A 25,856-nucleotide genomic window follows, 5' to 3' on the forward strand; every position below is an offset into this window, starting at 1 on the left:
CGGGGTCCAGTCCTCGCTGCGGCGGCGGGTTGCCCGCCGGCAGGGACCGGGCCAGTGGTCCAAAGACCGTGGCCACGGTCCCGCCCCCAAAAGGCAGGACCGTGGCCACGGTCCGGTTGTCGTGCTTCGGGCCTACGCCTCGAGCACGACCGGAACGATCATGGGCTTGCGGCGCAGCTTGCGCGACACCCACGAGCCGATGACCCGGCGGACGATCTGCTGCAGCTGGGCCGTGGTGTGCGTCGGGTTGTTGCGCACCGCGTCCTCGATGGCTTCGGCGATCTTCGGCTTGATCTCGTCAAAGACGTTGTCGTCCTCGGCCACGCCGCGGGCGTGGATCTCGGGTCCGGAGATCAGCTTGCCGGTCTGGCGGTTGATCACCGAGATGATCGAGATGAAGCCCTCTTCGGCCAGCGTGACGCGGTCCTTGAGGTCGTCGTCCGTGATGGTGCCGACCTTGGAGCCGTCCACGTAGACGAACCCGCAGTCGACCTGGCCCACGAGCTTGGCCACGCCGTCCTTGAGGTCCACGACCGAGCCGTCCTCGGTGAGCAGCACGTTCTCCGCCGGCACGCCGGACTGGGCGGCCAGGCGGGCGTTGGCGATCAGGTGGCGGGTTTCGCCGTGGATCGGCATCACGTTCAGCGGCTGCAGGATGTTGTAGCAGTACAGCAGCTCGCCGGCCGAGGCGTGGCCCGAGACGTGGATCTTGGCCATGCCCTTGTGGATGACGTCCGCGCCCAGGCGCATCAGGCCGTTGATCACGCGGAACACCGAGTTCTCGTTGCCCGGGATCAGCGAGGAGGCCAGGATGACGGTGTCGCCCGGGCCGACCTGGATGCGGTGGTCGCCGGTGGCCATGCGCGAGAGCGCGGCCATCGGTTCGCCCTGCGAACCGGTGGACATCAGCACGACCTTGTTGTCCGGCAGCTTGTCCACGTTCTTCATGTCCACCAGGATCCCGGCGGGGATGTGCAGGTAGCCAAGCTTCTCGGCGATGGTCATGTTGCGCACCATGGAACGGCCGATGAAGGCGACCTTGCGCCCGTGCACCTGGGCGGCGTCGATGACCTGCTGCACGCGGTGCATGTGCGAGGAGAACGAGGCGACGATGATGCGCTTGCGCGCCCGGCCGAAGAGGGCCTCGAGCACCGGGCCGATTTCCTTCTCGGCAGTGGTGAAGCCGGGAACGTCCGCGTTGGTGGAGTCGGGCATGAACAGGTCGACGCCCTCGTCTGCCAGGCGGGCGAAGTGGCGCAGGTCGGTGATGCGGCCGTCCAGCGGCAGCTGGTCCATCTTGAAGTCGCCGGTGTGCAGCACGTTGCCTGCATCCGTGCGGATGAACACGGCAAGCGCGTCCGGGATCGAGTGGTTGACGGCAATGAACTCGGTCTCGAACGGGCCGAAGGTCTCCACATCGCCCTCGACAACCTGGCGCAGCACCGGCTTGATGCGGTGCTCCTCCAGCTTGGCCGAGATCAGCGCGAGGGTCAGGCGCGAGCCGATCAGCGGGATGTCCCCGCGCAGGCGCAAAAGGTACGGTACGGCACCGATGTGGTCCTCGTGCCCGTGGGTGAGCACGAGGCCGACGACGTCATCGAGGCGGTCCTTGATGTAGCTGAAATCGGGCAGGATGACGTCCACGCCCGGCTGGTGCTCCTCGGGGAAGAGCAGTCCGCAGTCGACGATCAGCAGCTTGCCGTCGATTTCGAAGACGGCCATGTTCCGCCCGATCTCGCCCAGGCCACCGAGCGGCACGATGCGCAAGGTGCCCGGCTTGAGCTTGGGCGGAAGGTTGTGGAGCACCGTATCGGTGACCACTGAAGTGGAATCGGTCATGAATGAATTACCTTTCTAGATCTCCCATCCGCCCTCGCGCAAATCGGTGCGGATGGATTCGAGTTCCGTTTCCGACGGTGCCACAAGCGGCAGCCGGACCACGGTGTTCGGCAGGACTCCCTGCCAGTTAAGAATGTGTTTTGCCGCGACGGCGCCCTGGACGTGGCTCATCACCGCGCGCTGGATCGGGTCCAGCTCGAAGTGGGCCGCACGTGCGGTGGCCAGGTCCCCGGCGAGCATCGCGTCAACCAGGATGCGGTACTTGGCCGCTGCCACGTGCGCGGTCACCGAGACCACGCCGACGGCGCCTGCAGCCATGAGCGGCAGGGTCAGTCCGTCGTCGCCCGAGTACACGTCCAGGTCGGTGTTCGCCAGGACGGTGGTGGTGGACTGGTAGTCGGCCTTCGCGTCCTTCAGCGCCACGATCTTCGGGTGCTTGGACAGCGCAATGATGGTTTCGGGGGTGATGGCCACCCCGGCGCGGCCGGGGATGTCGTAGAGCATCACCGGCAGCTCGGTGGCCGAGGCGATGGCCTCGAAGTGGGCCTGGATGCCGGCTTGCGAGGGCTTGTTGTAGTACGGGGTGACGATCAAAAGTCCGTCGACGCCGATTTCGGCGGCGCGCTTGGACAGCGCAATCGAGTGGGCGGTGTCGTTGGTGCCGGTCCCGGCAATGACCTTGCAGCGGTCCCCGACGGCGTCCTTCACGGCCTTGAACATGCCGAGGTTTTCCTCGTCGGTCAGCGTGGAGGTTTCCCCGGTGGTGCCCGTGACGACCAGTCCGTCGCAGCCGTCGTCGACAAGCTTGGTGGCCAGCTTAGCGGCCGACTCGTAGTCGACCTCCCCGTTTTCCTTGAAGGGAGTCACCATGGCGGTGAGCACCGTTCCGAAGGTGTAGTTCTTGCCCGGGGTATGCAACGCAGTTTCAGCCATGACTCCAAGGTTACCCTTTGCGCGCGGCAAGGCTTGATTCGGCACATGCGTTTAGGCTGTAAACATGACGCAATTCTCCACCCCGGGCGCCTCCGCACGTACTGCCGCCGGCTCCGGGCGCGGTGCCCGCACCCGGATTGCCGGTGTCGACGCGGCGCGCGGCCTGGCGCTGCTGGGGATGGTTGCGGTGCACATCATGCCGCTGCGGATCATCACGGCCGAGGGCGCCGCGGCGCCCTCGTGGGCCGCCACGCTGTTTTCCGGGCGGGCCTCGGCCCTCTTTGTGGTGCTGGCCGGGGTCGGGCTCGCGCTGCTGTCCGGCGGGTCGGCGAAGATCGGTGCGCCGAAGCTGGCCGGGGTCAGGAGGAGCGTGGCCGTGCGGGGGGTGCTGATCTTCGTGATCGGCCTGGGCCTGGGGATCCTGGACACCAACGTGGCGGTGATCCTGGTGCATTACGGGGTCCTCTTCGCCTGCGCGATCCCGTTCCTGAACATGCGCGCCAGGACCCTGGGGCTCTGGGCCGCCGGCTGGCTGCTGTTCTCCCCCCTCGCGCTGTACCTGCTGCGCCCCTGGCTTTCCGGGGTGCTCGATCCCTACCGGCTGGGCGCCTCGCCCCTGCCGGAAGACCTGCTCACCCCCGCGGTGTTCGCCGCCGATGTGCTGGTCACCGGCTACTTCCCGGTGCTCGTGTGGTTCGGCTTCATCCTGGCCGGGCTGTGCGTGGGGCGCCTGGGATTGGCCCGCCCGCCGGTGGCGCTGGCCATCGGGGCCGCCGGGGCCGTGCTGGCGGTGGGTGCCAAGGCGCTTTCCGCGTGGCTGCTGGCCCAGCCCGGGGCCATGGCCTCGCTGGCCAAGGCCACCGACCTGGGACGAAATGATCTCTCGGTGGCGATGGCGACGGGCCAGCGGCTGGGCGGGGCCATGGACACGCCCTGGTTCCTGGCCGTGTCCGCACCGCACACCGGCGCACCGTTGGACGTGCTGCATGTGGCCGGCTGCGCCCTGGCGGTGCTGGGAGCGGTGCAATTGGTGTGCCTGGCATTCGCCGCGCTGCTTGGCTCGGTCGGCGAGATGCTGTTGTGGCCGCTGACCGGGGCGGGGGCGGCAACGCTCACGCTGTATTCGGCGCACCTGGTGGGCCTGGATTTGTTCAGCGATGTCTCCGCCCCGCTGCCGCGCACCAGCCTGTTCATCATCTACGCGGTCGCGTGCCTGCTCGCCGGGCTGGTCTTGAAGTTCCTGGGCAGGCGCGGTCCGCTCGAGGCGCTGGTGCACTCGGTGTCGCGGACGCTGGGACGCAGCGAGTAAGCCCGATTCGCGGGCCGCTGCGTGCCATGACTCCAATATCACCTCTGGGTGTGTAGGCATAGCGCTTGAGCACTTCAACATCTGCTGCGCGATGGGCCTATCGCTGCATGAAAGGCTCTGCAGGAAACCACGTGGGGCTCCGCAGATCCAGACAACGCCGGAACCACGGAGCCTCACAACTCTTCGATCCACCGCCCCCTTCCCTGGTTCCTACTTCTTGTTCAACTGCAATCCCACGAGCACCGGATCGTGGTCCGAGGAGCGGAACTGGTCCGGGGAGAACAGCTGGGCCACGTTGTAGTTGTAGCGGCTGTATTCGTACGCCACGGACTCGGTGGCGTTGATGTTCCAGATGGTTTTCCCCGTGACGTGCTGTGCCACCTCGCTTGAACCAAGAATGTGGTCCAGGGAACCGGTGCGGCCGCCGAAGAGGTAGCTGCGGGTGGGAGCGCTGGCACCGAGGTCCACGTATCCGGCCTGGGCCAGCACCTGGATCGGTTCCTCGGCGGAGTACGAGTTGAAGTCCCCGGCCAGCAGCACCTTGTTGGTGTTGCGTTCCTTCTTCAGCCCTTCCGCGAATTTCACCAGCGCCTTGGCCTGCTCAACGCGCGCGGCATTCCAGGCTCCCGCACCGTCGCCCTGATCGGCGTTCGCCGAACCGTCCTTCGGATCCGAGCCCTTGGACTTGAAGTGGTTGGCCACGACCAGGAAGCGGGTCTTGGAATTTCCCCCAACGCGCTGGAAGGCCTGCGCCAAGGGTTCGCGTGCGTTGTCGAATGCCGCGTCATCCAGAATGACCGATTCATCGATGGGCTTCACGGCTGCGTTCTTGTAGATCATCGCGGTGCGGATGACGTCCTCGTCGGCCGGAACCGCAACGGGGCTTGGCACGTACGTCCACCGCTGTGCACCCGCTGCCCGGTTCAGCGCACCCACCAGGGTGGACAGCGCTTCATCGCGGTCCAGCCCAAAGCGGGCGGAATTCTCGATCTCTTCCAGGACCACGACGTCGGCGTCGAACTTGTTCAGCGCCGAGACGATCTTGGCCTGCTGCCGCTGAAGGTTTGCGTCGTTGGCGGCGCCGCGTGCATCGCACCCGCCGCGCACGGTGACCGGCTCGCCCGCACGGTCGGTGTAGTAGGTGCAGCCCGAAAGCTGGTCCCCGGTGGTGGTGAAGTAGTTCAGCACGTTGAAGCTGCCGACGCTGAGGTTGCCGCCGACATCCGCGGGCTCCGCGTCGCTGGCTTGGGCAAAGGCTGCCGGGATGTCCGCATCCTCGGCACCGACAATCTGGCCCTGGGGCTGGAACCGCCACAGGTCGTAGCGGTAGTCCATGATGACCGGCCCGGTGAAGGTTGCCTCGGCACCGACACTGACATGCCGGTCGGCCGAGATGTACGGAAGCGGAACGGACTTGTTGGAGCTCGAGCCGAGGAAGTTCAAGGTGGCGCCGTCATCCAGCAGCAGCGCGCGCTGCTCGTTCTCGGCTTCCAGGGCCAGGGCCTGGGCGCTGCCCGGGGCAAAGGCATCGGTGGCCTGGCGCAGGGTGCGCTCCCCGGGGAGGATCGAGCTTGTTCCCTGGGCGAGGGTGAGTTCGCCGAACTGGTTCAGCGAGTAGTTGTCGGCGACCGTCCACTGTCCCTGCGGATCAATGAGCATTGATTCCACGCGCTCGCGCTCGCTGTCCGTCGAGGGGATCTCGATGGCCAGCGGCTTGATCGCGTCGGCCGGCTCGGTGAGCACTGTGACGCCGGAGGCCGAGGCACTGATCTGGGTCAGCCCGAAGTATTCGCTGACCGTGCCGGAGACCTGGACGTGGTCGCCCACGGCAACCTTGGCCACGCCGCTTGGCGAGAAGACGAAGATGCCCGAGCTGCCCTCGGGGGAAATCTCGGTGCCGCTGCCGGCGGTCTGGACGTAGAAGCCGCGGATGCCGCCCTCGGCGTAGGCGCCGGTGACCACGGCGCGAACCGTCACCTGCTGTCCGGCCAATTCGCTTGCGGAACCCGTCCCCTGGATTGCCTCGATGGAGGTTGGCTGGTTATCGGCCGCCATGGCCGGGGCCATGGACCCCATCGCCATCGAGGCCGCCAAGGTCGCGGTGGCCAACGCATTTGTTGCGCGGTTCTTCATGGATTTCCCCTAGCTCGTCGTTGTCTCCGTGGCGCGGTGGCGCACGGTGTGTAGCCCGAACAGATTCGATCATCCGCAGGTGAACCGGACATGAATGGGGATTGAACCCCGCCGGCCCCACCGCTTGATGGACATTGAACCATCCAAGTCCATGAGGTGCGCCACGTCCAGGTGTTTGGTCCCCGAAATGGGGGAAACGGAGGCCGTCATCCGCGTGCCCAAGACTTCAACGCCACGAACGGCCTGCACCGTGCGTACTGCCGCCTTCCGTTACTTGCCGGGCCAGGTGCATTGCATGGAGCCCCGGCAAAGAAAAATGTCCCCTCGAGCGGTTCTTGCGAACCGTTCGAGGGGACATCACTCAGGCCTTGGCCGTTACTGCTTGCCCGCGGCCAGATACAACCCGATGGCCTTGCGCATGGACTCGCGGGCCCGGCGGCGGTCCCCGGCGGCGTCGTAGGCCAGTGCCAGGCGGTGCCAGGACTTCCACGACTCGGGGTTTGCCTCGACCTCTTCTTTGTACTGCACGAAGTCCTCGTCGGCCGCGGCCTTGACGATGCGCCCCGAAGGCGTGCGGGGCAGGTTGTCCTCGGGCAGCAGGCCCTCGGAAGCCAGGATCGAGGCCATCTTTTGGGTGCGTGAACCGAAGAGCACCTCGCGGATCAGGATCCACACCCCGACCAGCGGAATGACCAGGGCGGCAACGCCGATGACCTTGGCGATCGGCTCCTCGGCGGTGATGAAGCGGACCGCCGAACCGAATGCGGCGACCAGGTAGAACACGAAGAGCAGCAGGATGGCGCCGACCCAGATCTTGGTTTTCATGCGCGTCTAGCGTCCCAACTCGAGGTAGCCGTCAAGGCCGTAGGTCAGCCCCGGGCGCGAGGCCACGGTGCGCAGGCCCAGCAGCACCCCGGGCATGAAGGAGGCGCGGTCGTAGGAATCGTGGCGCAGCGTGAGCTGCTCGCCCTCCCCGCCGAGCAGGACCTCCTGGTGGGCGACCAGGCCGCGCAGGCGCACCGAGTGCACGTGGATCCCGTCGACCACCGCGCCGCGGGCGCCGTCGATCTGCGTCTCGGTGGCGTCCGGGCCCGCCGGCACGCCGGCGGCTGCGCGCTCTGCGGCAATCAGCTCGGCGGTGCGCACGGCGGTGCCCGAGGGGGCATCGACCTTGTTCGGGTGGTGCAGTTCGATGATTTCCACCGACTCGAAGTAGCGTGCCGCGGTGGCGGCAAAGGCGCTGGCCAGCACCGAACCCAGGGCGAAGTTCGGGGCGATGAGCACACCGGTTTCGGGGTGTTCGGCCAGCAGCGTGGTGAGGGACTCGCGCTTGGCGTCGTCCCAGCCGGTGGTTCCCACCACGGCGTGGATGCCGTGCTCGACGGCGAAGCGCACGTTGGCCTCGGTGCTTGCCGGGACGGACAGGTCCACCACGTGGGTGGCCCCGGAATCCAACAGGGTCTCCAGGGAATCCCCGCGACCCAGCGCGGCCACCAGTTCCATGTCCGCGGCCGCATTGACGGCCTTGACGGCCTCGGCCCCCATTCGTCCCGCTGCGCCGATTACGGCGACTTTCAGTGGTGCACTCATGGGTTCAAGCCTATCGGGAATTTTCGCCGGCTCGGCGTCGGTGACGGGTGGCCCGCGTCGGGTTCCGATGGGACCCCGGCTGCTGCCCGGGCTCGTCGAAATATCCGCTGGCCTGCGGCAGCGTTGCCGCATCCCGCCATCGGCGGCGGCCGAGGAATAAAAGGGGCAGCAAAAAGGCCGCCGGAAAATACCGATTCCGGCGGCCCATCGGTGGTTCTAGCTGGCGTCGATGATGTACCAGCAGCGTTCCTCGCGGTTCCACCCCACCGAGGCATCACGCAATTTGCGCAAGGACTTCAGGACGTCGCGGTTGATGGCCGGGTGCCCGTTTTCGTGGGTGTAGACCCACTCGTCGCCGAAGGCCTCCGCAATGCGTGGCACGAGGGCTTCCTGGTGGACGGTCTTCTCTTCGTGAATCGCATCAAGGATCCACTGGGCAATTTCTGGTGCATTGGTCATCTACCAAGGGTACTGGTGCGCAGGGCGCACCAAACAACGCGCCCCGTGGGGAACCGTCTTCACCGCCCCCACCCATCGGGAATTCCCAGGGCTCGGAAGACGACAGGCGGGTCCATCCACTGCGGTGTCGGTGACACGCCGTGCCGGAGACCGGCGCCGGGCGATAGGTTGGCTTGTTCTTGCCGGTGGCCAGGCTGCTTGCCCCTGCAAGCTTTAGGCGCTGCCTACCCATTCGACCTCGCCGTCGGCGAAGAACTGTTCCTTCCACACCGGCACGTGGGCCTTGACGGTCTCCACCAGGTCCCGGCAGGCCTCGAACGCCGGGCCGCGGTGGGCCGAGGCAGCCGCGGCCACCAGGGCCGAGTCGCCGATGTGCAGCTCCCCCACCCGGTGGGCGGCCCAGAGCCGGGTGCCGGGGTGCCGGGCGGCGACCTCGGCCACCAGTTCGGCCATGCGCGCCGGTGCGCTGGGGTGTGCGCTGTAGGTCAGCCGCAGCACCTCGCGCCCGGAATCGTGGTTCCGCACGATCCCGCCGAAGCCCACCACCGCGCCGGTGTGCGCCGATTCCACCGCGTCCCAGGCTGTCGCCGAATCGATCGGGGTGTCGCTGATCCCGGCAAAGACGACCTCGCCGGGAGCCGGCGTGCTGCTAGTGGTGGGCATGGCTTCCCTCGAGCTGCTCGCAGATGTGGGCCAGGATGGGGCCAAGGACGGTAAGCCCGTCCATGACACCGGACGGGGACCCGGGCAGGTTCACGATGAAGGTCTCCCCCGCGATGCCCGCATGCCCGCGACTGAGCGAAGCCATCGGCGTCTTCTGCAGCCCGGCGGCGCGCAACGCCTCCATGATCCCGGGCACTGTGCGGTCCAGCAGCGGCTCGGTCTGTTCCGGGGTCACGTCGTCGGCGCTCAGCCCGGTCCCGCCGGAGGTGATGATGACACTGGGCTTGGCCATCAGCAGGCCCTGCAGGGCCGCGCCCACGGCCGGGCCGTCGGGCACGATGACCGCGGGGATGACGTCGAAGTTCTGTTCCTGCAGCCAGTCGGCGATGACCGGGGCGCTGGCATCCTCGTAGATGCCCAGCGCGGCACGGGTGGAAGAGATCAAGATGGCAGCCTTGCGGGGGGCTCCCAGTGGTTCACAGGCGCTCATGCGCGTATTTCTCCTTCGGGGTTCGGGTGTTGTTGCGGGGCGATGTTCCAGGAACCGGACTTGCCGCCCGATTTGGACAGCACGCGCATGTCGGTGATGCAAGCGTGCTTGTCGACGGCCTTGATCATGTCATACAGGGCCAGTGCGGCGGTGGACACGGCGGTCAGCGCCTCCATTTCCACCCCGGTGACCCCGCGGGTCTTCACGGTGGCCAGGATGCGCACGGAATCCGCGGTGTCCAGCTCGAAATCGACGGTGACCTTGGAGATCGGCAGCGGGTGGCACAGCGGGATCAGCTCACTGGTCTTCTTGGCCCCCATGATCCCGGCGATGCGGGCCACGGCGAGCGCATCCCCCTTGGGCATCCCGGAGGAGGCAACCAGGGCCATGACCTCTTCCGTGGTGCGGACCCAGGCCTCGGCTGTGGCCTCGCGGCTGGTTTCGGCTTTGGCGCTGACATCGACCATGTGGGCGCTCCCGTCTGCGCGCACGTGCGAGAGTTTGCCGGGTTCGGAACCGGATTCCGGTGTGGTGTCTGGGCTCATGAGCCATCTCCAATGATCAATACCTGCACCGGGCTTCCGGCGGGCAGGACGGTGGTGTCCTCATCGATGAGGATGAACGAGTTGCTGGCTGCCAGGGCCGCGAGCAGGTGCGAGGAGGCCCCTCCCAACGGGGTGAAGACGCCGCCGGAATAACTGCCGCGGCGGACCTGGACCTTGTGGGGCATGGAGGTCACCTCTTCGGTGAGCGTTGCCAGGAGTTGCTGGCGCGCGGGCAGCCCCAGGAGTTCGGCGAGCGCGGGGCGCAGGAACATCTCGTAGCTGACAAACGCGCTGACCGGGTTGCCGGGGAAGGCAATGAATGGCACAGGTGCGTGTCCGGGCAGCCCCAGGGTTCCTGCTCCCTGCGGCCCTCCCGGTTGCATGGCCACCGAGCCGAATTCGATGCCGTGGGTTCCCAGCACTTCCTTGACCACGTCAAAGGCGCCCATGGAGATCCCCCCGCTGCTGAGCACCAACCCGTAGGAGCGCTCGCCGGCGTCCAGCGCCTGGCCCAACGAGGCCATGAAGCTTTCGGGGGAATCGTCAAGGACCCCCACGGTGGTCACGGCGCATCCCGCGGCTTCCAGTGCGGTGGCCAGCATCGTGGTGTTGGCGTCGTGGATCTGCCCGGGTGCAAGCTCCCCTCCCGGTGCCACCAGTTCGTCCCCGGTGGAAAGCAGCAGCACCTCCGGGCGCCGGAGCACCGCAACCTCGCTGATCCCCAGGCCTGCAAGCAGCCCCATGGACGTGGGCCCCAGCAGGGTGCCGGCGGCAAGCACCGGGTCCCCGGCGGCGATGTCGCTGCCGGTGGTGCGGATGTAGCTGCCGGGCTCGGCGATGGCCGGCAGCCGGACGCGGAAGCCGGAGGCCGTCTCTGCTTCGGTGGGGAACCTGTGGGGATCGGCAGCCTCGATGGGGATTACGGTGTTGGCTCCGGCCGGGACCGGGGCACCTGTCATGATCGGTGCTGCAGTGCCGGGTTCCAGTGCCGGTGCCGCGATTCCCGCGGCAATAGGTGCCACCACGCGCAGTGGCTCGGCTCCGAGGTCCGCGGTGCTCACCGCGTACCCGTCCATCTGCGAGTTGTCCCAGGGCGGCAGCGAGCGCGGGGCCGTGACCGGGGCGGCCAGCGTCCGGCCCAGGGCACGGTCCAGGACAAGGGTCTCGGTGCCCGGGTCGCCGAAGGCCTTGTCGACAAGGTCCTTGATGCCGGCCCGGTGCTCGGTGACACTGCGGCGGAAGGGAGAGGTCATGGCATCCATCCTAGGCCGCAACCTGCATAGGGCGCCTGTTGGCGGCCGGGACGCGTTGGCGGACTATGCGTCGCTGCCCGGGGGTTGCTTCAGGCACTTGTAGCGCACCAGCATGACCGCTGTGCCAGAACTTCGCGGTGCTTCCACCATCTCGAAGCGGCTGGCTTCCACACCGTGGGGGGAAGAGCTTCTTCCCCGTGCCCAGCACCACCGGATAGACCCACAGGTTCAGCTGGTCCACCAGTCTTGCCTTGAACAGCGACTGCAACAGGTCCGCGCTTCCCCAGGTATGGATCTGCCGGTGGGCCGCCAGCAGGGCCGGCAGTGCTGCGGCGGCATCCACGAGCTGAGTGGTGTTTTCCCACGTGGGCTCCGGCGTGCCGCGGGAAGCCAGGTATTTGGGCACCGCATCAAAGGCGACCCCGATCTCGTCGGTCTTCCCCGGCCAATAGCCGGCAAAGAACCCATAGGTGGTCCGGCCCAGCAATAGGGCATCGGATTCCTGCACGTCGGCAATGATCTGGGCACCGGCCGCAGCCGTCCGGTAGGGGTTTCCCATCCCGGGTACTCGAATCCCCCGTCCTGGTCGCTTGGACCGCCATTGGCCTGGATCACCCCGTCCATCGTGATGTGCATGTTCACGTGCAGCTCACCCATGAGGCGATTCTTCCCACCCGTTGGATTCACCGGCGACGTACGCGCCGGCCGTTTGATGCAGCCAGTGTAGGCCCCATCCCGACCTCGGGAAACGGTTATCGAGGCAGCCCCACCTCGCACCGGGAGTGCCGATGTCGCCATACGGACGCTGCGGGCCGATTCACACTTCCGTCAACCATTTCCTGGGCCGCCCGGAGGAGTTCGGGCCTCGTCCGCGCGGCCGGCTCGCTCGACATTCTCATCGCCGGCCACGCGATCGTGAACGCGGCAGGCCGCGACCTTCCGGACCAGTCGACGGGAACGCCCGGTCAGGCATCCTTCAACGGCGTGACTGCTGCGACAGTGTCGCGCAGGGTCCGGCGCTTGAGCCGCAGCTCGTAGTTGGACTGCAGATTCATCCAGAATTCTTCCGAAGCACCAAGATACCGTGCGAGACGGAGTGCTGTATCGGCCGTGGTGCCGCGCTTGCCGCGCACGATCTCGCTGACACGATCTCGTTGATTCGACGCCGGGGGCACACCAACGGACACCGCAAGCTTGTTCCGGGTGATCCCGAACCCCTGGATGAAGTCCGCTGCAGGGACCTCCCCCGGGTGGATCGTGGGTAAAGTTTCTCGACCATCATCTTCCCCAGTGCCAGCCCACGAACTGCACGTCGTCGGTTCCGCACGATTCCCCCGCGGTACGCGCAACGTATCCAGTGTTGTCGCAGCATCCAACTGACAGAGCTTGCGGTTCGCCATCTGCTGAATTCGCGGATCAAACCGCTTCACCGGTCCACCACGTCAGACGCACTCGGCCTCATGGCCGGCGAGGAATCCAAGCACACCCCCAGTGTGTAACGCCGTGCTCCAATGGGCCAGACGTCGCGTTGCACCGGAACCCCACAGAATCCCGGCCCACTCCCAACGAGTTCAAGTCCAATCCCTTCTCACCGGATCAGTGGCCGGCAGCCGCCTGCGGCGAGACCCTGGGCCTCAGCTGGGCTGCGCGCCTTCCTCCTCGGGGTCAAAGAGTTCGTCGATCCTGCACGCAAAAACCCCGGCCAAACGGAATGCCAGCGGCAAGGACGGGTCGAACCGGCCGCGCTCGATGGAGATGACTGTTTGCCGGGAGACGCCGAGCTCATCGGCGAGGCGCTGCTGGGACCAGCCACGCTCCTGCCGGCGTTCGGGAAGCGAGTTTTTCACCCTCAGCCACGCTTCTTCGCCATGAGGTAGCGCACGAAGGTGCTGAAGAAGCCGACCACGATGACCCCGATGAGTGCCCAGAGAACGTCGAGCTCGAACCCCGTGATGGAGAGGATCGCCAGGACCAGGCCGGTCAGCATGATGGTGTCGCGGAATGCGCCGGCCATGGCGGCGTCCAGCCATGTTGACTCGATCGATTCGTCCGGTTTGTCGATCGCTCCCCGGAGGCTCGACCGGTCGACAACGATCGCCCAGACCAGGCCCACCAGCCCCCAGGACATCACCAGGGCGAACACTCCGGCGACGGGCAGGGCATGCTCGCCTTGAGCTACTCCTGTCCAGAGGGTGATTGCACCGACGCCGACGGCCAGCAGCAACCCGATCGGGATGGCGACGCCCATGGCTGGAAGGCGGCCGCCGGCGAAGCGGATGCGGCCCCAACGCGTGCGGCTGTCGGTTCTGGGTTCAACGCCCATGGACACTCCTTGTGTAAAGCGTGCTTGACTTGTAAAACAAGCTTGACATGTAAAGCTTGTTTTACGCAACCCCTCGTCCCCGTCGCATTCTGCGGGCGTCGATGAACGTGCCCCGGGCAGTGGGCTCAGGTCACCGGCGACTTCCATGACGGCGGACCCGCGAAAACGTTGAACAGCGAGGACTGATCCCGCGGTGTCCGCGCAGAACCGATGCCACCAACCCTTCCCCGGCCCATGCCCCCGTGCCTACCATGGGGCCATCACGGTTGGCGTCAACCGGGCGCACCGCTGAAAGCAGGAGAAGAGCCATGACGGTTCAATCTGTTCTGTCCGCAACGGACAAACTCGATCTATTGCGCATGATGGTGCTGATCCGCACCTTCGAGGAAGCGATCTTGCGCGAATACCATGCCGACAAGTCGCCGGGCTTCGACATCGGGGCCGGGCTGGTGCCCGGCGAGATGCACCTGGCGGCCGGCCAGGAACCTGTCGCGGCTGGGATCGGCGCACATCTGTCCCTTGGTGACGCAATGACCGCAACCCACCGCCCGCACCACCTGGCCATCGCCCACGGCGTGGACATGCGCAAGATGGCCGCGGAAATCTTCGGACGGGAGACCGGGCTGGGCCGGGGCCGCGGCGGGCACATGCACCTCTTTGATCCCAAGGTCCATTTCTCCTGCTCCGGGATCGTCGCCGAGGGGTTGCCGCCGGCGCTCGGGCAGGCCTTTGCCTTCCAGCGCGCCGGAACCGACCGGGTTGCTGTCGCCGTGGCCGGGGAGGGAGCCGCGAACCAGGGCGCGTTCCACGAGGCGCTGAACCTCGCGGCTTTATGGAAGTTGCCGGTCATCTTCGTGATCGAGGACAACGACTGGGGAATCTCGGTCCCGCGTTCGGCCTCGACCTCGGTGCCCTCCAACGCGGTCCGCGCCGCCGCCTACGGGATCCCGGGAACCCGCGTGGAGGACAACGCCGTCGAGGATATCTGGGCTGCGGTTGGCGAGGCGGTCCGCCGGGCCCGGGCCGGCGAGGGACCAAGCCTGATCGAGGTGCACACCCTGCGCTTGTGGGGCCACTTCGAGGGCGATGCCCAGGGCTACCGCGGCGACCTGGAGGGCGTGCCGGGGCGCGACCCGATCCCCACCTACCAAAAGCACCTCACCGACGCCGGAATCCTCGACGGCGCCGCCTTCACCGAGATGGGGGCCGCGGCCTCCACCAAGGTCGAAGACGCGATCGCCTTCGCGAAGTCATCTCCCCTGCCCGATCCCGCCGACGCCTTGAAGTACGTATTCACCGAAGGAGCACAGTCATGAGCACCGCGCCCACGACACAAATTCAGTTGCCGCTCGAGCCCGAGGCGGGCCGCCGCAAGCTCTCCACCGCGAAGGCCATCACCGAGGCCATCACCCAACAGATGCATATCGACGAGAAGGTCTTCGTGATGGGCGAGGACGTCGGGCCCTACGGCGGCATCTTCTCCTCGACCACCGGGCTGCTCGACGAGTTCGGCCCCGAACGGGTGATCGACACCCCGATCTCGGAAACCGCCTTCATCGGCCTGGGCATCGGTGCCGCGGTCGAGGGCATGCGGCCGGTGGTCGAGCTGATGTTCGTCGATTTCTTCGGGGTCTGCATGGACCAGATCTACAACCACATGGCCAAGATCCACTACGAATCCGGCGGCAATGTGAGGGTGCCGATGGTGTTGATGTCCGCGGCCGGCGGCGGGTATTCCGACGGGGCCCAGCACTCGCAGTGCCTCTGGGGTACCTTCGCCCACCTGCCCGGCATGAAGGTCGTCGTCCCGTCGAATCCCTACGATGCCAAGGGGCTGATGACCGCAGCCATCCGCTCGGATGACCCGGTGATCTACCTGTTCCACAAGGGAATCATGGGACTGGGATGGATGAAGAAGAACCCGCGCTCGATCGGCGCGGTGCCCACCGACGCCTACGAGGTGCCGATCGGCAAGGCCCGGGTGGCCCGGGAGGGAACCGACGTGAGCATCGTGACGCTCTCGCTCTCGGTCCACCATTCCCTGGACGTCGCCGAGAAGCTCGCCAGCGAGGGGATCGATGTGGAGGTCATCGACCTGCGCTCCGTGGTGCCGCTGGACCGCGAGGCGATCGTGGCCTCCGTCGGCAAGACGGGGCGGCTGGTCGTGGTGGACGAGGACTACCAGTCCTTCGGCCTCAGCGGCGAGGTCATCGCCACGGTGGCCGAGGCGCTGCCCGGCGGGCTCAAGCACGTCTCGCGCGTCGCGGTCCCCGACGTCCCGATCCCGTACGCCTCGGGCCTTGAGTATGCGGTGCTGCCCACCCCGGCCCGCATCGAGGCGGCAGTGCGCAAGGCGGTGGCGGGATGAGCCAGATCCTGTTCCCCGTGATGACCGAGGATGCCGAGGCCAAGGGCGTCATTGTCACCTGGTTCTTCGAGGACGGCGAGCAGGTGGAGGTCGGGGACCTGATCGCCGAGATTGCGATGGACAAGGTGGACAGGGAAATCAAGGCCGAAGACGCCGGTGTGCTCAGGGTGCTGGTGCCCGAGGAGGAAGCGGTCATGCAGGGCGCGGTGATCGGGCGGATCGAATAGCCCGGAGCGGGAACAGGCAAAGGCCGCCGGTTCAAGCGATCGGCCGGAGCGGGGCCACCACTGGCTTCCGCTCCGGCTGCCACTCCCCCGATGCCACGATGTCCGCCAAGGGCCAAGCCACAAAGGGCGCATTGCCCGGCAAGGTGAACTACCCTCGATATATGGCGACGAACACAGACACACCCCGGAACACCGTCAGCCTGCCCATGCCCACTATCCTGACCCCGGCCCCGGCGGACGCCCCCGGGCTCAGCGACAAGTTCGGCCGGCAGGCCACGGACCTGCGCATCTCGCTGATCGACAAATGCAACCTGCGCTGCACCTACTGCATGCCCGCCGACGGACTGGCCTGGCTGCCCAAGTCCAAGCTGCTCACCCTGGAAGAGATCAGCCGGATCGTGCGCATCGGCGTGCGCGATTTGGGTATCCGCGAGCTGCGCCTCACCGGCGGCGAACCCCTGGTCCGCGTGGACCTGGCCCAGATCATTGCCGCGGTCCGCAAGGAGCACCCGGAGCTGCCCGTCTCCCTGACCACCAACGGGGTCGGGCTGGCCAAGAAGGCCGACGCGCTCGCCGAGGCCGGGCTGACCCGCATCAACGTCTCCCTGGACACCCTGCACGCCGAGACCTTTGCCAAGCTCACCCGCCGCGACCACATCGATTCGGTGTTCGCCGGGATCGACGCCGCGCTTGCCGCCAACCTGGCACCGGTGAAAATCAACGCGGTGCTGATGCGCGGGATCAACGACGAACAGGCCCCCGAGCTCTTGGCCTGGGCGCTGGAGCGCGGACTGGAACTGCGCTTCATCGAGCAGATGCCCCTGGATGCCGACCACGTGTGGCGCAAGGACAACATGGTCACTGCCGCGGATTTGCGCGCCTACCTGGATACCCGCTTCCATCTCTCCCCGGACACCAAGCCCCGCGACGGGGCCCCGGCCGAACGCTTCCTGGTCTCCACCCGCGAGGACCCGGACACCGTCCTGGGCGCGGTGGGCATCATCGCCTCGGTCTCCGAACCCTTCTGCGCCGACTGCAAGCGCACCCGCATCACCGCCGAGGGCAAGGTCATGAGCTGCCTGTTCTCCAAGGAGGAAACCGACCTGTCCGCCCTGCTGCGCGACGGCTCGGACGACGCGGCGATCGCCGAACGCTGGCGCGCGGCAATGTGGGGCAAGCCCCGGGCCCACGGCATGGACCACGCCGGGCTCGGCTCGAAGGACTTTGTACAATCGGAGCGCTCCATGAGCGCCATTGGAGGATAATTGCGCATTCGCTACTTCGCCGCCGCCGCCCAGGCCGCTGGCATCACCGAGGAACGGCTCAACCTGGTTCAGCTGCCCGAGGCCACCCTGGGCTCGGTGCTCGAGCATCTGGCCGCCCGCACCCCCGCATCCGCCCCGGTGGCCGACGGGCCGTTGCTGCGCCGCACCACCTCGCTGGGCACGGTGTTGGCCCGCTGCAGCTTCCTGGTCAACGGCACCAGCGAACAGGACCGCAAACGCGTGCTGCACCCCGGCGACGAGCTCGACGTGCTCCCGCCCTTCGCCGGCGGATAGGGTGCACTCGGGCCCGGATTCGCGGATTGCCCGCTCGACGGAGGCTCGAAGGGCCCCAGCAGGTGCCTGGATTCGCCGCGACGAGTGCAGCGTGGCGGTTCGCCGGGAATTCGTGCCCGAACGTCCTGACGGGCAGCGCACCTGAGGGCTGGGACATTGTTTGGTGCACCTCGAGATAGGTTCGTGTGCTACCCCCGCACCCGCCAAAGGGAATATGATGAGGACCGGACGGGGTGTGTAGTCAGGGCGAGAGCCCTAACCCAAAATTAACTTTTTGGGGGGATTCATTGGACGCACACCCCGTCCACCCGATTGCGCTACACATAGCCGCAACCGTTCCGCATCAAAGATAGGTGAAAGCCGGCCGCGCGGCCGCGAGATCCCTCAAACGGCTGGCCGAGTAGAGATCCAGTGCCTCGCGCAGGCAGTCCAGGTGATCCTCACCAGGTTTCCCGATGTAGGCTCCATCACGATCGTCCACTGCCCAATACCGCGTGTGGGCAAAGCCCATGAAGCCGGCTTTTCGCGCTTGGACCGGCCGGTCCACGATCCAGTCACCAAAATTCTCCTTCAGCGGCCCGCCCACCGGATCGCCGCCAATAATCCCATGGAAGGGGAAGTACAAGTTGGTCCAGCGGGTCAGGGCGAAGAGGGCACCATGGTTCGGGACCAGAAACCCGCCCCTGAAGGACCCGTCCATTGAGCGGTCCGGCAGGGCATAGCTGATGCGGGGGTGCCCGGTCGCTGTGAATTCTGCCTGCGGCGGGCAGGTGGGGAGTATCCTGTCCTTCTTCATGGACGAAAATGAGTCCTTGCTGCGGGCCATGAGGAGATGTGCGTGGGTCAGCGGCGAGCCCATCGTCACCAGGTCAGTCACCAGCCATGGCTGGCTGTTCGTCCTGTGTTCCTGCCACGCCGCGTATTGAAGGTCCCGAGGCGCGAGGGCAGCAGCCGCTTCGGCGCGCTTTGGCATCAGGGCCGACTCCACGGCACCGAGAGCGCCAAAGCTCGCATGGTCTGGGTCGCCGTGCTGTTGACGGAGGCGGTTCCAGGCGAAAGTGAGCATGTCATAGGCGATGGCGCTGCCCAGGCTGTGCGCCGCCACGACGATCCGTTGGTATTCGCCCGATTCATGCATTCTTTCGAGCAGTCGAACACCGGCTTCGCGGATTTCCTGGCGACGGGCGACGTTGTCCGGCTTGGGTTCGAAGTATCTTGCGGCATCCCCCAGATGCCCTGTCAGGAGCTTGGTTCCGGGTTTTATCAGCCGTTTCAAGACCACCCCAAGCAATGCCATGGCCGCTGCAACCACCCCGCCAGCAGCCAGGATCCCGGCAGGGCGCCCGGGGTGCAAGGCGGCGACAAAGGAGAACCAACCGACGGCCAGGAAGGCTCCGACCATCAGCGTTCGTACGACGAGTATGTGGGGCCTCAGATGCTCTGGCACTTCCGCGAGCTTGCGTGACAAGATGTTCCTCATCCACCCCAGCACTTGTCCGGGGGTCGTGTCTCGGACAAGGTGTGCCCAGTAGAGCTCATAGACATCGGTCGTAGGCCTTCCCCCGCCGGCTGCACCTGGTGGCGAGGCGGCAGCCTTGATCGTGACCTTTCGCGTTTCGAAGGAGTCCGACAGGACATCGGGTTTCACCCAGCGAGGTGTCTGGCTCGATTCGGCGCCGAAGACCGCCCGGACGAATTCCATGAGGGTCTGCCCGGGCTGCTGCTCGCCTATGCCGTGGATGACGATCAGGGCTTGCTTGGGTGAATTGCGCCGGCGCCGGATGGCCTGGACGATCATACCGAGCCTGTTCAAGGCCGACTGCCAGAACGCCAGACTAGACCGGACGCCCGTTGCCCCGCGGATGTGCCCGACCGTCACCCTCACGACGCTCCTTTCGGCGGCCGTGGCGGGGTCCGGCGCGGGGGCTATCCGGATCGTCAGGCTCGTTCCGCTGGCCTCGCAATCGGCGGTCAGGGTGAATGCGCCCTCGGCATAGGTCGCCTGGGTGACCAAGTACTGGGCCAGGGGACTGTCGGGAGCGGGCGCTGTGGCCAATGCGCCCTGCCTGAAGGGCAACACCACCCCGGGACCGATCCATTTCTCGATCATCTCTGGACGGAAGAGCAGGGCACCGAGCTCGGCGGAGCCCATTCGAACGTAGGTTGAAACGCGCATCCTGAGTCCAGATGTTCGAACTGCAGCCAGGTGGTTCACGATGCCCCCGATGCCGATGGACCTGCCGAAACACCAGCATAGGACCGACCACGGCTTCGGGCCAAGGCTTTCCGGGGCTGCTGGCGCTCGGGGTCCAGCCAGGGCCTAGCGATGTTGCCCCGATCCTCGGCGGCTGTTGCCCCGTTTCCCGGCTATCGTGCGTTGTCACCCGGCCTGCTGCTCAGCGCCCGCGGCGCCCGGCCCACCATCCGTGCAGCAGCGGAAGCACCGAACCGATCATCAGCACGTTGCCCAGCACCGCATCATCGGGCCGCAGGATCGCCCCGGCGATGAGCAGTGCGCCGAAGAGGACCGCATGGACCGCCCTGCGTCCGGTGCGCTCCAACCGCGCCACCCGGCGTTCGAGGCGCGGGTTGGCCACCGACAGCGAGCCGTCCTCGATCCGGGCGGCGAGCCGGTCCAGGCGGCCGGGCAGTCGCAGGGCAAGTCCTGCCGCTTCCAGTGCCTGCCGGGCGGCGTCCTGGACGAGGTTTCCGCGCTCGTCGCGCACCAGCTGCGCGGCATAGGGCTCCACCGAGTCCCACAGGTTGAAGGCCGGATCCAGCGAGCTGCACACCCCTGAGGTCAGCGACATCGCGCGGATGATCAGCAAGAAGTCCTCCGGCAGCTGGAAGGGCAGGGACCGGATGACGTCCCCGAATTCCTCTGCGAACGCGCGGAACTCCCGCGGGTCGACCTCGCGCAGCTCGGCAAATCCCATCCCGCCAAAGCGCGCGAAGAGCTGCATCATGGCCCGTTCCAGCCCGGCGGTGTCCGCGGAGGCGACCAGCACCCCCACGTCGCTGATCGCACCGACCAGTCCCTTGCCGTCGCGGGAGGCGGCGGAAATCAGTGCCTTGCGCAGCCCGCTGCGCGTGCCCGGGGGCACTTCCCCCATCATTCCGAAGTCGATGAACGTCAGCTTCCACGGGTGTTCCGCTTCCCCGTCGGTGACCGGGGTGATGAAGATGTTGCCCGGGTGCGGGTCGGCATGGAAGTAGCCGTTGGTGAACAGCTGGTCGAACATCACCGAGGCGAACACCGGGGCCACCAGCACCGGGTCGATGCCGGCGGCAGCAAGCGCACGCGCGTCGGTGACTTTGATGGCCGTGACATCCTGCAGGGTCAGCACGCGGCGGGTGGTCCGCTCCCAGGCGACCAAGGGCACGGCGACTCGTGAATCGTCGCCGAAATCCACGGCAAAACGCTCGGCGTTGGCAGCCTCGTTCAGGTAGTCGATTTCCTGGAGGCTGGTCCGGGCGAATTCCCCGACCAGCGCCGGCGCGTCCGCGCGCTCGGACACGATGCGCACGCGGCTGAGCCAGCCGGCGACCTTGCGCAACGCCGCCAGATCCGCCTCGACGATCTCCTCGATGCCCGGGCGCTGGACCTTGATGACCACCTGGTCCAGTCCGCTGTCCGCCGCATCCGCCGGCAGCAGCATGGCCCGGTGCGCCTGCCCCAGGGATGCTGCGGCGAGCGGCTCCTCGTCCACCCAGGCGAAGCGCTCCTCGAGAACAGCCCCCAGCTCCTTCTCGGCCAGGGCACGGATCTGGGGAAACGGCACGGGCGGGACCTCGTCCTGCAACCCCTCGAGCTCCTCGGTGATTTCCGGCGGCAGCACGTCCAGCCGGGAGGACATGAACTGCCCCACCTTGATCATCAGCCCGCCGAGTTCCAGCGCCAGGGCGTGGAAGCGCCGGGCGAAGGAGCGCATCCGCTTGGCGCGGGTGCGCTCGGAGACACGGTCCAGCCCGATCCTTGGCAGGAAGATCTCAAAGAACCAGATCCCTGCCAAGTGCCGCGCGGCGAAGCGCAGGATGCGGCGGTACCTGGCGCGGGTGTCCCCGGCCCCGCCCGCCTTGCCGGCACGGTCCCGGGGAACCACTCTCACCGCGCCTCAGCCCTGGGCGAGGATCGAGTACAGCTTGCGGCGGGCCTCGTCGAGCACCGCCACGGCCTCCTGCACCTGCTCCGCGGAGCCGGTGCGCCCCACCTGGGCCGCCGCCTGGGCGAGCTCGACCCCTGCCTTGGGCAGGGCGGCGAACCCGGAGCCGGAGGCCGATCCGCCCTGCTCCCAGGGGACAGATCCCTTGGCTTCGGCCACTTCCTCGCGGCCGGCCTCGGTCAGCGAGTAGATCTTGCGTCCGTTGGACTCCTCGGTGTTCACGATGCCCTCGTCCGCCAGCAGTTGGAGCGTGGGGTAGACCGATCCGGCGCTGGGCTTCCAGCTGCCGTGGCTGCGTTCCTCGATTTCCCTGATGATCTGGTAGCCGTGCATCGGTTGCTCGGCGAGCAGGGCCAGGACCGCGGCGCGGACCTCGCCGCGCCCGGCACGGGTGCCCGTGCGCTTTTCAAAGCGCGAGCGCAGCTCGTCCATGGCCTGCCACACGCCATCGAAGTTGTTGCCGGGAAACCCTCCGGCCGAGTGTTGATTGTGCATCACGAACTCCTTCGGAAAAACTCGAACGATATATAGCGATACTCAACGATACGTCCGGGAAACCTTGGATGGCAATGGCCTTCAAGGGAAAATAGAACGGCCCGATTCCCAGGAAATCCTGGAAACCGGGCCGCCTCTTTGGTGTTCGCGATTCGTTTCCGCTAGACGCGGTTGGACTCGCTTTCCATGGCCAGGCGGGCCTTGCGGGACATGTGGCTGGAGCCGCGCACGTCGCCGGACTTCCACTCGGCCCATCCCTCGCGGTCCTTCATGAACGCCTCGATCTCGTCCTTGCTGGCTTCGAGCTTCGGGTCGTGCTTGAGGTACCAGCGGGTTTCGCGCACGATCAGGCCGGAGAGCAGCAGCAAGCCGATGAGGTTCGGCAGCGCCATCAGGCCGTTCATCATGTCGGAGAAGTTCCACACGGCGGTCAGCTCGGTGGTGCAACCCACGTACACCACCAGCGAGAAGACCACGCGGAACGGCATGACCGCCTTGCGTCCGACCAGGCGCTCGATGTTTCGCTCACCGTAGTAGCACCAGCCCAGGATGGTGGAGAAGGCGAACATGACCAGGCCGATGGTCACAATCCAGTGCCCCCACTCGCCGGGCAGGCCGAAGGTGAAGGCGTGGCCGGTCATCAGCGAGGCCTTGATCTGCTCGCCGGTGTCCGGGTCGATGTAGTTCCAGGCGCCGGTGGTGATGATGACCAGGCCGGTGCAGGTGACCACGATGATGGTGTCGATGAAGGTCTGGGTCATGGAGACCAGGCCCTGGCGCACCGGGTGGGAGGTCTGTGCCGCGGCGGCAGCGATGGCAGCCGAGCCCATTCCCGATTCGTTGGAGAAGATGCCGCGGGCCACGCCGAACTGCACGGCGATGATGATGGCCGAGCCGGCGAAGCCGCCGACCGCGGAGGTGCCGGTGAAGGCCTCGGTGAAGATCTGGCCCAGGGCGGCCGGGACCTGGCCGACGTTGGCAATCAGGATGTAGATGGCAGCGCCGACGTAGAAGACGATCATGACCGGCACGAAGCCGGCAGTGACCTTGCCGATGGACTTGATGCCGCCCACCAGGACGATCATCGCAAGCACGGTCAGCACGGCGCCGGTTCCCCAGGTCGGGACGCTGAAGGAATTCTCCAGGTTCGCGGCAATCGAGTTGCCCTGTGTCATGTTGCCGATGCCGAAGCAGGCGATGGTTGCGGCAATGGCGAAGAACAGCGCCAGGAACTTGCCGAACGGGCCCTTGATGCCGCGTTCGAGGTAGTACTGCGGACCGCCGGACTTCTCCCCCGCGGTGTCGGTGCCGCGGAAGCGGACACCCAGGTAGGCCTCCGAGTACTTGGCGGCCATGCCGACCAGACCGGTGACCCACATCCAGAACAGGGCGCCCGGGCCGCCGATGCCGATGGCCGTGGCCACGCCGACGATGTTGCCGGTGCCGACAGTAGCGGCCAACGCGGTGGTCAGGGCCTGGAACTGCGAGATGTCGCCTTCGGAGCCGGCGTCCTTGCGCTTGAGCAGGCCCAGTCGCAGGGCAACGCCCAGCTTGAAGAACTGGAGTCCGCCCAGGCGGATGGTCAGGTAAAGCCCGGTGCCCAGCAGCAGCGGGATAAGCATGAACGGTCCCCAGATGACACTACTGATGTCTCCGAAGAATGTTGCAAGGTCTTCCATAGGTATGGTTCCCATATCTTCTCGTGCGAGTGATGTATTGTGCCGGTGATCAGCGTCACAAAGCACCTATCCTACTCGAATCGGCCGCCGGTCGGTGAGCAGGAGCACAACGCGGACGGCCCACCCACGACAACCGGTATGGTTTGTGCGATTAACGGTGCAAAAGGTCTTTGGTGCAACGAAAAGACCGCCCTTTTCCCCTCTGAAAAGGGAAAAGGACGGTCTTTTACAGACAAAGCGTCTTGACGGTGGCTACATCCCGAAGTCGGCCGGGGAATCGAACGGGCCAACCACGGTGATGGTGCGCGGGCGGGACGCCAGCAGCGCCGCCAGTTCCTGCACCTGTGCCGGGGTGACGGCCTTGACGCGGTCCAGGGACTCGTCGATGTCGTGGAAGACCCCGGTGACCAGCTCGGCCCGGCCCAGGCGCGACATGCGCGACCCCGGGTCTTCCAGTGCCAGCACCATGCCGCCGGAGAGCTGGCCGACGGCCTTGCGCAGTTCCTCGTCGGTGATGCCGTGCTCGGCGAGCTTCTCCAGCTCGGATGCCAGCAACTTGATGACCCGCTCGGTCTTGGCCGGGGCGCACCCGGCATACATGCCGAAGTAACCGGCATCGGAGTATGCGGCGGAGAACGAGTAGGTGGAGTACACCAGCCCGCGCTTCTCGCGGATCTCCTGGAACAGGCGGGAGGACATGCCCCCGCCCAGGATCGCGTTGAGCACGCTCATCACGTGCCGGCGCTCGTCGGTGGCCACGATGCCGGGGCAACCCATGATGATGTTGACCTGCTCGACGGGTCGGCGGATCACGTCGATGCGCTCGGAGCCGGTGATTTCCACCGGGACCGTGGAGCGGCGCGGCACCGGGGAGGCACCTTCTTCCAGGTTCCAGCCGGCGGTGCGCAGCGCGGCGAGCACCTGCTCGCACACCTCGTCGTGGTCCAGGGATCCGGCCACGGTGATGACCAGCTCGTCGGGGGTGTAGAAGCGCTGGTAGTGCTCCCAGACCGCCTCCCGGCCAATGCCGGTGATGGCCTCGGGGGTTCCGCCGATCGGGCGGCCCAGTGCGTGTTCGCCGAGCACGGCCTCGACGAAGCGCTCGTGCGCCACATCCCCTGCATCGTCGGCATCCATCGCGATCTCTTCGAGGATCACGTCGCGTTCCTGCTCGAGTTCATGGGGATCGATGACCGCGGAGGTGACCATGTCGGCAATGACGTCGATGGCCATGGGCAGGTCGGTGTCCAGCACGCGGGCGAAGTAGCAGGTGCTTTCCTTTGCCGTGGCGGCGTTCGACTCGCCTCCCACCTCGTCAAAGGCGGAAGCGATCTCCAGCGCCGTGCGGCGCTTGGTGCCCTTGAACAAAAGGTGTTCAAGGAAGTGGGTCGAGCCGTGTTGCCCGTCCTGCTCGTCGCGGGAACCCACGGCCACCCAGAAGCCGATGGTGGCCGAACGCTGGCCCGGCATGGCCTCGGTCAGCACACGAACACCACCTGGAAGCACGGAACGGCGCACCAGGGCGCCACCGGCTTCCCCATGGATGATGGTGGGGTCTCCCGCCTCGATGGGGGCTGCAGTGCCGGCGGCACCGCGCTCCCCCGCCTTGGCAGGGGATACTCCAACGCCGTTGAGCGGGAGGGGAATCATGACCACTGAGAATGTCCTTTGCTTTGCACAGAAAATTTAGGGGCGGATCGCGCCTTCAAAAACGCGAAACACATTCATCCATTCTTCCACAGTGCCACCGTTAAGCCGCAGGACTATGAGCGGACTCCCAATTGGGCATCCGCCTTGACCGTCGCTCCCCCATGGCCTTGGTCGTTAA

At 66.6% G+C, this 25,856-nt stretch carries 25 protein-coding genes; 6 read left to right on the plus strand and 19 right to left on the minus strand.

What is annotated here, in order from left to right; genetic code table 11:
* Window positions 1–132: 132 nt before the first annotated feature.
* Both DQ353_RS12000 and dapA read right to left on the minus strand, forming a co-directional pair.
* Window positions 133–1,839 carry a ribonuclease J gene (locus DQ353_RS12000; protein WP_113762983.1) on the minus strand — a complete coding sequence of 569 codons (1,707 nt, stop codon included), beginning with the start codon at window positions 1,837–1,839 and terminating at the stop codon, window positions 133–135.
* Between the two features lie 15 nt (window positions 1,840–1,854).
* Entirely contained in the window at window positions 1,855–2,772 is a 918-nt protein-coding gene (gene dapA / locus DQ353_RS12005) for a 4-hydroxy-tetrahydrodipicolinate synthase (protein WP_113762984.1), read from the minus strand.
* A 64-nt stretch (window positions 2,773–2,836) separates the two neighbouring features.
* Between dapA and DQ353_RS12010 the strand changes: the two genes are divergently transcribed.
* Window positions 2,837–4,081 (plus strand): heparan-alpha-glucosaminide N-acetyltransferase domain-containing protein, encoded by a 1,245-nt coding sequence (locus DQ353_RS12010; RefSeq protein ID WP_113762985.1) that lies wholly within the window; start codon window positions 2,837–2,839, stop codon window positions 4,079–4,081.
* 210 nt (window positions 4,082–4,291) lie between these two features.
* On the opposite strand, the gene DQ353_RS12015 is transcribed toward DQ353_RS12010, so the two are convergent.
* The 12 genes from DQ353_RS12015 to DQ353_RS12075 form a co-directional block, all read right to left on the minus strand.
* Complete coding sequence (locus DQ353_RS12015; RefSeq protein WP_113762986.1) at window positions 4,292–6,214, minus strand: ExeM/NucH family extracellular endonuclease; 1,923 nt, start codon at window positions 6,212–6,214, stop codon at window positions 4,292–4,294.
* Between the two features lie 375 nt (window positions 6,215–6,589).
* Complete coding sequence (locus tag DQ353_RS12020) at window positions 6,590–7,039, minus strand: tetratricopeptide repeat protein (RefSeq protein WP_113762987.1); 450 nt, start codon at window positions 7,037–7,039, stop codon at window positions 6,590–6,592.
* Between the two features lie 6 nt (window positions 7,040–7,045).
* A complete protein-coding gene (dapB, locus tag DQ353_RS12025; RefSeq protein WP_113762988.1) occupies window positions 7,046–7,804 on the minus strand; it encodes a 4-hydroxy-tetrahydrodipicolinate reductase in 759 nt (252 codons plus the stop codon).
* A gap of 216 nt (window positions 7,805–8,020) precedes the next feature.
* On the minus strand, window positions 8,021–8,263 hold the full coding sequence (locus tag DQ353_RS12030; RefSeq protein WP_113762989.1) for a DUF6953 family protein: 243 nt from the start codon (window positions 8,261–8,263) through the stop codon (window positions 8,021–8,023).
* A 213-nt stretch (window positions 8,264–8,476) separates the two neighbouring features.
* Window positions 8,477–8,926 carry a molybdenum cofactor biosynthesis protein MoaE gene (locus DQ353_RS12035; protein ID WP_113762990.1) on the minus strand — a complete coding sequence of 150 codons (450 nt, stop codon included), beginning with the start codon at window positions 8,924–8,926 and terminating at the stop codon, window positions 8,477–8,479.
* Window positions 8,913–9,416 carry a MogA/MoaB family molybdenum cofactor biosynthesis protein gene (locus DQ353_RS12040; protein ID WP_113762991.1) on the minus strand — a complete coding sequence of 168 codons (504 nt, stop codon included), beginning with the start codon at window positions 9,414–9,416 and terminating at the stop codon, window positions 8,913–8,915. Before DQ353_RS12040 ends, DQ353_RS12035 begins: the two co-directional genes overlap by 14 nt.
* The gene (gene moaC / locus DQ353_RS12045; RefSeq protein ID WP_113762992.1) at window positions 9,413–9,961 is read right to left on the minus strand and encodes a cyclic pyranopterin monophosphate synthase MoaC; all 549 of its coding nucleotides are present in this window, start codon (window positions 9,959–9,961) and stop codon (window positions 9,413–9,415) included. The genes DQ353_RS12040 and moaC overlap by 4 nt, the downstream gene beginning before the upstream one ends.
* Window positions 9,958–11,214, minus strand: coding sequence for a molybdopterin molybdotransferase MoeA (locus tag DQ353_RS12050; protein ID WP_113763035.1), 1,257 nt, complete (start codon window positions 11,212–11,214; stop codon window positions 9,958–9,960). The genes moaC and DQ353_RS12050 overlap by 4 nt, the downstream gene beginning before the upstream one ends.
* Before the next feature lie 10 nt (window positions 11,215–11,224).
* The gene (locus tag DQ353_RS12055; RefSeq protein ID WP_113762993.1) at window positions 11,225–11,773 is read right to left on the minus strand and encodes a dihydrofolate reductase family protein; all 549 of its coding nucleotides are present in this window, start codon (window positions 11,771–11,773) and stop codon (window positions 11,225–11,227) included.
* A 406-nt stretch (window positions 11,774–12,179) separates the two neighbouring features.
* Entirely contained in the window at window positions 12,180–12,470 is a 291-nt protein-coding gene (locus DQ353_RS12065) for a HigA family addiction module antitoxin (protein ID WP_286166793.1), read from the minus strand.
* Window positions 12,471–12,848: 378 nt separating this feature from the next.
* Window positions 12,849–13,061, minus strand: a complete 213-nt coding sequence (locus DQ353_RS12070) for a helix-turn-helix transcriptional regulator (protein WP_113762995.1) — start codon at window positions 13,059–13,061, stop codon at window positions 12,849–12,851.
* A gap of 2 nt (window positions 13,062–13,063) precedes the next feature.
* Window positions 13,064–13,537, minus strand: a complete 474-nt coding sequence (locus DQ353_RS12075; protein ID WP_113762996.1) for a hypothetical protein — start codon at window positions 13,535–13,537, stop codon at window positions 13,064–13,066.
* A 308-nt stretch (window positions 13,538–13,845) separates the two neighbouring features.
* Between DQ353_RS12075 and DQ353_RS12080 the strand changes: the two genes are divergently transcribed.
* From DQ353_RS12080 to DQ353_RS12100, 5 genes are all read left to right on the plus strand, one after another.
* Window positions 13,846–14,853 carry a thiamine pyrophosphate-dependent dehydrogenase E1 component subunit alpha gene (locus DQ353_RS12080; RefSeq protein WP_113762997.1) on the plus strand — a complete coding sequence of 336 codons (1,008 nt, stop codon included), beginning with the start codon at window positions 13,846–13,848 and terminating at the stop codon, window positions 14,851–14,853.
* Complete coding sequence (locus DQ353_RS12085) at window positions 14,850–15,905, plus strand: alpha-ketoacid dehydrogenase subunit beta (RefSeq protein ID WP_113762998.1); 1,056 nt, start codon at window positions 14,850–14,852, stop codon at window positions 15,903–15,905. The genes DQ353_RS12080 and DQ353_RS12085 overlap by 4 nt, the downstream gene beginning before the upstream one ends.
* Complete coding sequence (locus DQ353_RS12090; RefSeq protein WP_113762999.1) at window positions 15,902–16,132, plus strand: lipoyl domain-containing protein; 231 nt, start codon at window positions 15,902–15,904, stop codon at window positions 16,130–16,132. Before DQ353_RS12085 ends, DQ353_RS12090 begins: the two co-directional genes overlap by 4 nt.
* A gap of 206 nt (window positions 16,133–16,338) precedes the next feature.
* Window positions 16,339–17,397, plus strand: coding sequence for a GTP 3',8-cyclase MoaA (moaA, locus tag DQ353_RS12095; RefSeq protein ID WP_113763000.1), 1,059 nt, complete (start codon window positions 16,339–16,341; stop codon window positions 17,395–17,397).
* Window positions 17,398–17,691, plus strand: a complete 294-nt coding sequence (locus DQ353_RS12100) for a MoaD/ThiS family protein (RefSeq protein ID WP_113763001.1) — start codon at window positions 17,398–17,400, stop codon at window positions 17,689–17,691.
* Between the two features lie 343 nt (window positions 17,692–18,034).
* Here the strand turns inward: DQ353_RS12100 and DQ353_RS12105 are convergent, their stop codons facing one another.
* The 5 genes from DQ353_RS12105 to DQ353_RS12125 all read right to left on the minus strand — a co-directional run bounded on the left by DQ353_RS12105 (window position 18,035) and on the right by DQ353_RS12125 (window position 25,684).
* On the minus strand, window positions 18,035–19,843 hold the full coding sequence (locus DQ353_RS12105; protein WP_113763002.1) for a hypothetical protein: 1,809 nt from the start codon (window positions 19,841–19,843) through the stop codon (window positions 18,035–18,037).
* A gap of 244 nt (window positions 19,844–20,087) precedes the next feature.
* On the minus strand, window positions 20,088–21,800 hold the full coding sequence (locus DQ353_RS12110) for an ABC1 kinase family protein (protein WP_113763003.1): 1,713 nt from the start codon (window positions 21,798–21,800) through the stop codon (window positions 20,088–20,090).
* Between the two features lie 6 nt (window positions 21,801–21,806).
* The gene (locus tag DQ353_RS12115; protein ID WP_113763004.1) at window positions 21,807–22,349 is read right to left on the minus strand and encodes a PadR family transcriptional regulator; all 543 of its coding nucleotides are present in this window, start codon (window positions 22,347–22,349) and stop codon (window positions 21,807–21,809) included.
* 161 nt (window positions 22,350–22,510) lie between these two features.
* A complete protein-coding gene (locus DQ353_RS12120) occupies window positions 22,511–24,028 on the minus strand; it encodes an alanine/glycine:cation symporter family protein (protein ID WP_113763005.1) in 1,518 nt (505 codons plus the stop codon).
* 252 nt (window positions 24,029–24,280) lie between these two features.
* Complete coding sequence (locus DQ353_RS12125; RefSeq protein WP_286166786.1) at window positions 24,281–25,684, minus strand: M16 family metallopeptidase; 1,404 nt, start codon at window positions 25,682–25,684, stop codon at window positions 24,281–24,283.
* Between the last annotated feature and the right edge of the window lie 172 nt (window positions 25,685–25,856).

The organism is Arthrobacter sp. AQ5-05 (assembly GCF_003287975.1).
Classification (GTDB): Bacteria; Actinomycetota; Actinomycetes; order Actinomycetales; family Micrococcaceae; genus Paeniglutamicibacter.

Bases quoted from the DNA above. Each gene is read 5' to 3' on its own strand.
- DQ353_RS12040 (WP_113762991.1), bottom strand. From the start codon at position 9,416: ATGAGCGCCTGTGAACCACTGGGAGCCCCCCGCAAGGCTGCCATCTTG.
- DQ353_RS12035 (WP_113762990.1), bottom strand. From the start codon at position 8,926: ATGCCCACCACTAGCAGCACGCCGGCTCCCGGCGAGGTCGTCTTTGCC.
- moaA (WP_113763000.1), top strand. From the start codon at position 16,339: ATGCCCACTATCCTGACCCCGGCCCCGGCGGACGCCCCCGGGCTCAGC.
- DQ353_RS12010 (WP_113762985.1), top strand. From the start codon at position 2,837: ATGACGCAATTCTCCACCCCGGGCGCCTCCGCACGTACTGCCGCCGGC.
- DQ353_RS12030 (WP_113762989.1), bottom strand. From the start codon at position 8,263: ATGACCAATGCACCAGAAATTGCCCAGTGGATCCTTGATGCGATTCAC.
- dapA (WP_113762984.1), bottom strand. From the start codon at position 2,772: ATGGCTGAAACTGCGTTGCATACCCCGGGCAAGAACTACACCTTCGGA.
- dapB (WP_113762988.1), bottom strand. From the start codon at position 7,804: ATGAGTGCACCACTGAAAGTCGCCGTAATCGGCGCAGCGGGACGAATG.
- DQ353_RS12105 (WP_113763002.1), bottom strand. From the start codon at position 19,843: ATGGGCTCCGCCGAGCTCGGTGCCCTGCTCTTCCGTCCAGAGATGATC.
- DQ353_RS12055 (WP_113762993.1), bottom strand. From the start codon at position 11,773: ATGGGAAACCCCTACCGGACGGCTGCGGCCGGTGCCCAGATCATTGCC.
- DQ353_RS12085 (WP_113762998.1), top strand. From the start codon at position 14,850: ATGAGCACCGCGCCCACGACACAAATTCAGTTGCCGCTCGAGCCCGAG.
- DQ353_RS12015 (WP_113762986.1), bottom strand. From the start codon at position 6,214: ATGAAGAACCGCGCAACAAATGCGTTGGCCACCGCGACCTTGGCGGCC.
- DQ353_RS12115 (WP_113763004.1), bottom strand. From the start codon at position 22,349: ATGCACAATCAACACTCGGCCGGAGGGTTTCCCGGCAACAACTTCGAT.
- DQ353_RS12050 (WP_113763035.1), bottom strand. From the start codon at position 11,214: ATGACCTCTCCCTTCCGCCGCAGTGTCACCGAGCACCGGGCCGGCATC.
- DQ353_RS12120 (WP_113763005.1), bottom strand. From the start codon at position 24,028: ATGGAAGACCTTGCAACATTCTTCGGAGACATCAGTAGTGTCATCTGG.
- DQ353_RS12080 (WP_113762997.1), top strand. From the start codon at position 13,846: ATGACGGTTCAATCTGTTCTGTCCGCAACGGACAAACTCGATCTATTG.
- DQ353_RS12000 (WP_113762983.1), bottom strand. From the start codon at position 1,839: ATGACCGATTCCACTTCAGTGGTCACCGATACGGTGCTCCACAACCTT.
- moaC (WP_113762992.1), bottom strand. From the start codon at position 9,961: ATGAGCCCAGACACCACACCGGAATCCGGTTCCGAACCCGGCAAACTC.
- DQ353_RS12075 (WP_113762996.1), bottom strand. From the start codon at position 13,537: ATGGGCGTTGAACCCAGAACCGACAGCCGCACGCGTTGGGGCCGCATC.
- DQ353_RS12020 (WP_113762987.1), bottom strand. From the start codon at position 7,039: ATGAAAACCAAGATCTGGGTCGGCGCCATCCTGCTGCTCTTCGTGTTC.
- DQ353_RS12090 (WP_113762999.1), top strand. From the start codon at position 15,902: ATGAGCCAGATCCTGTTCCCCGTGATGACCGAGGATGCCGAGGCCAAG.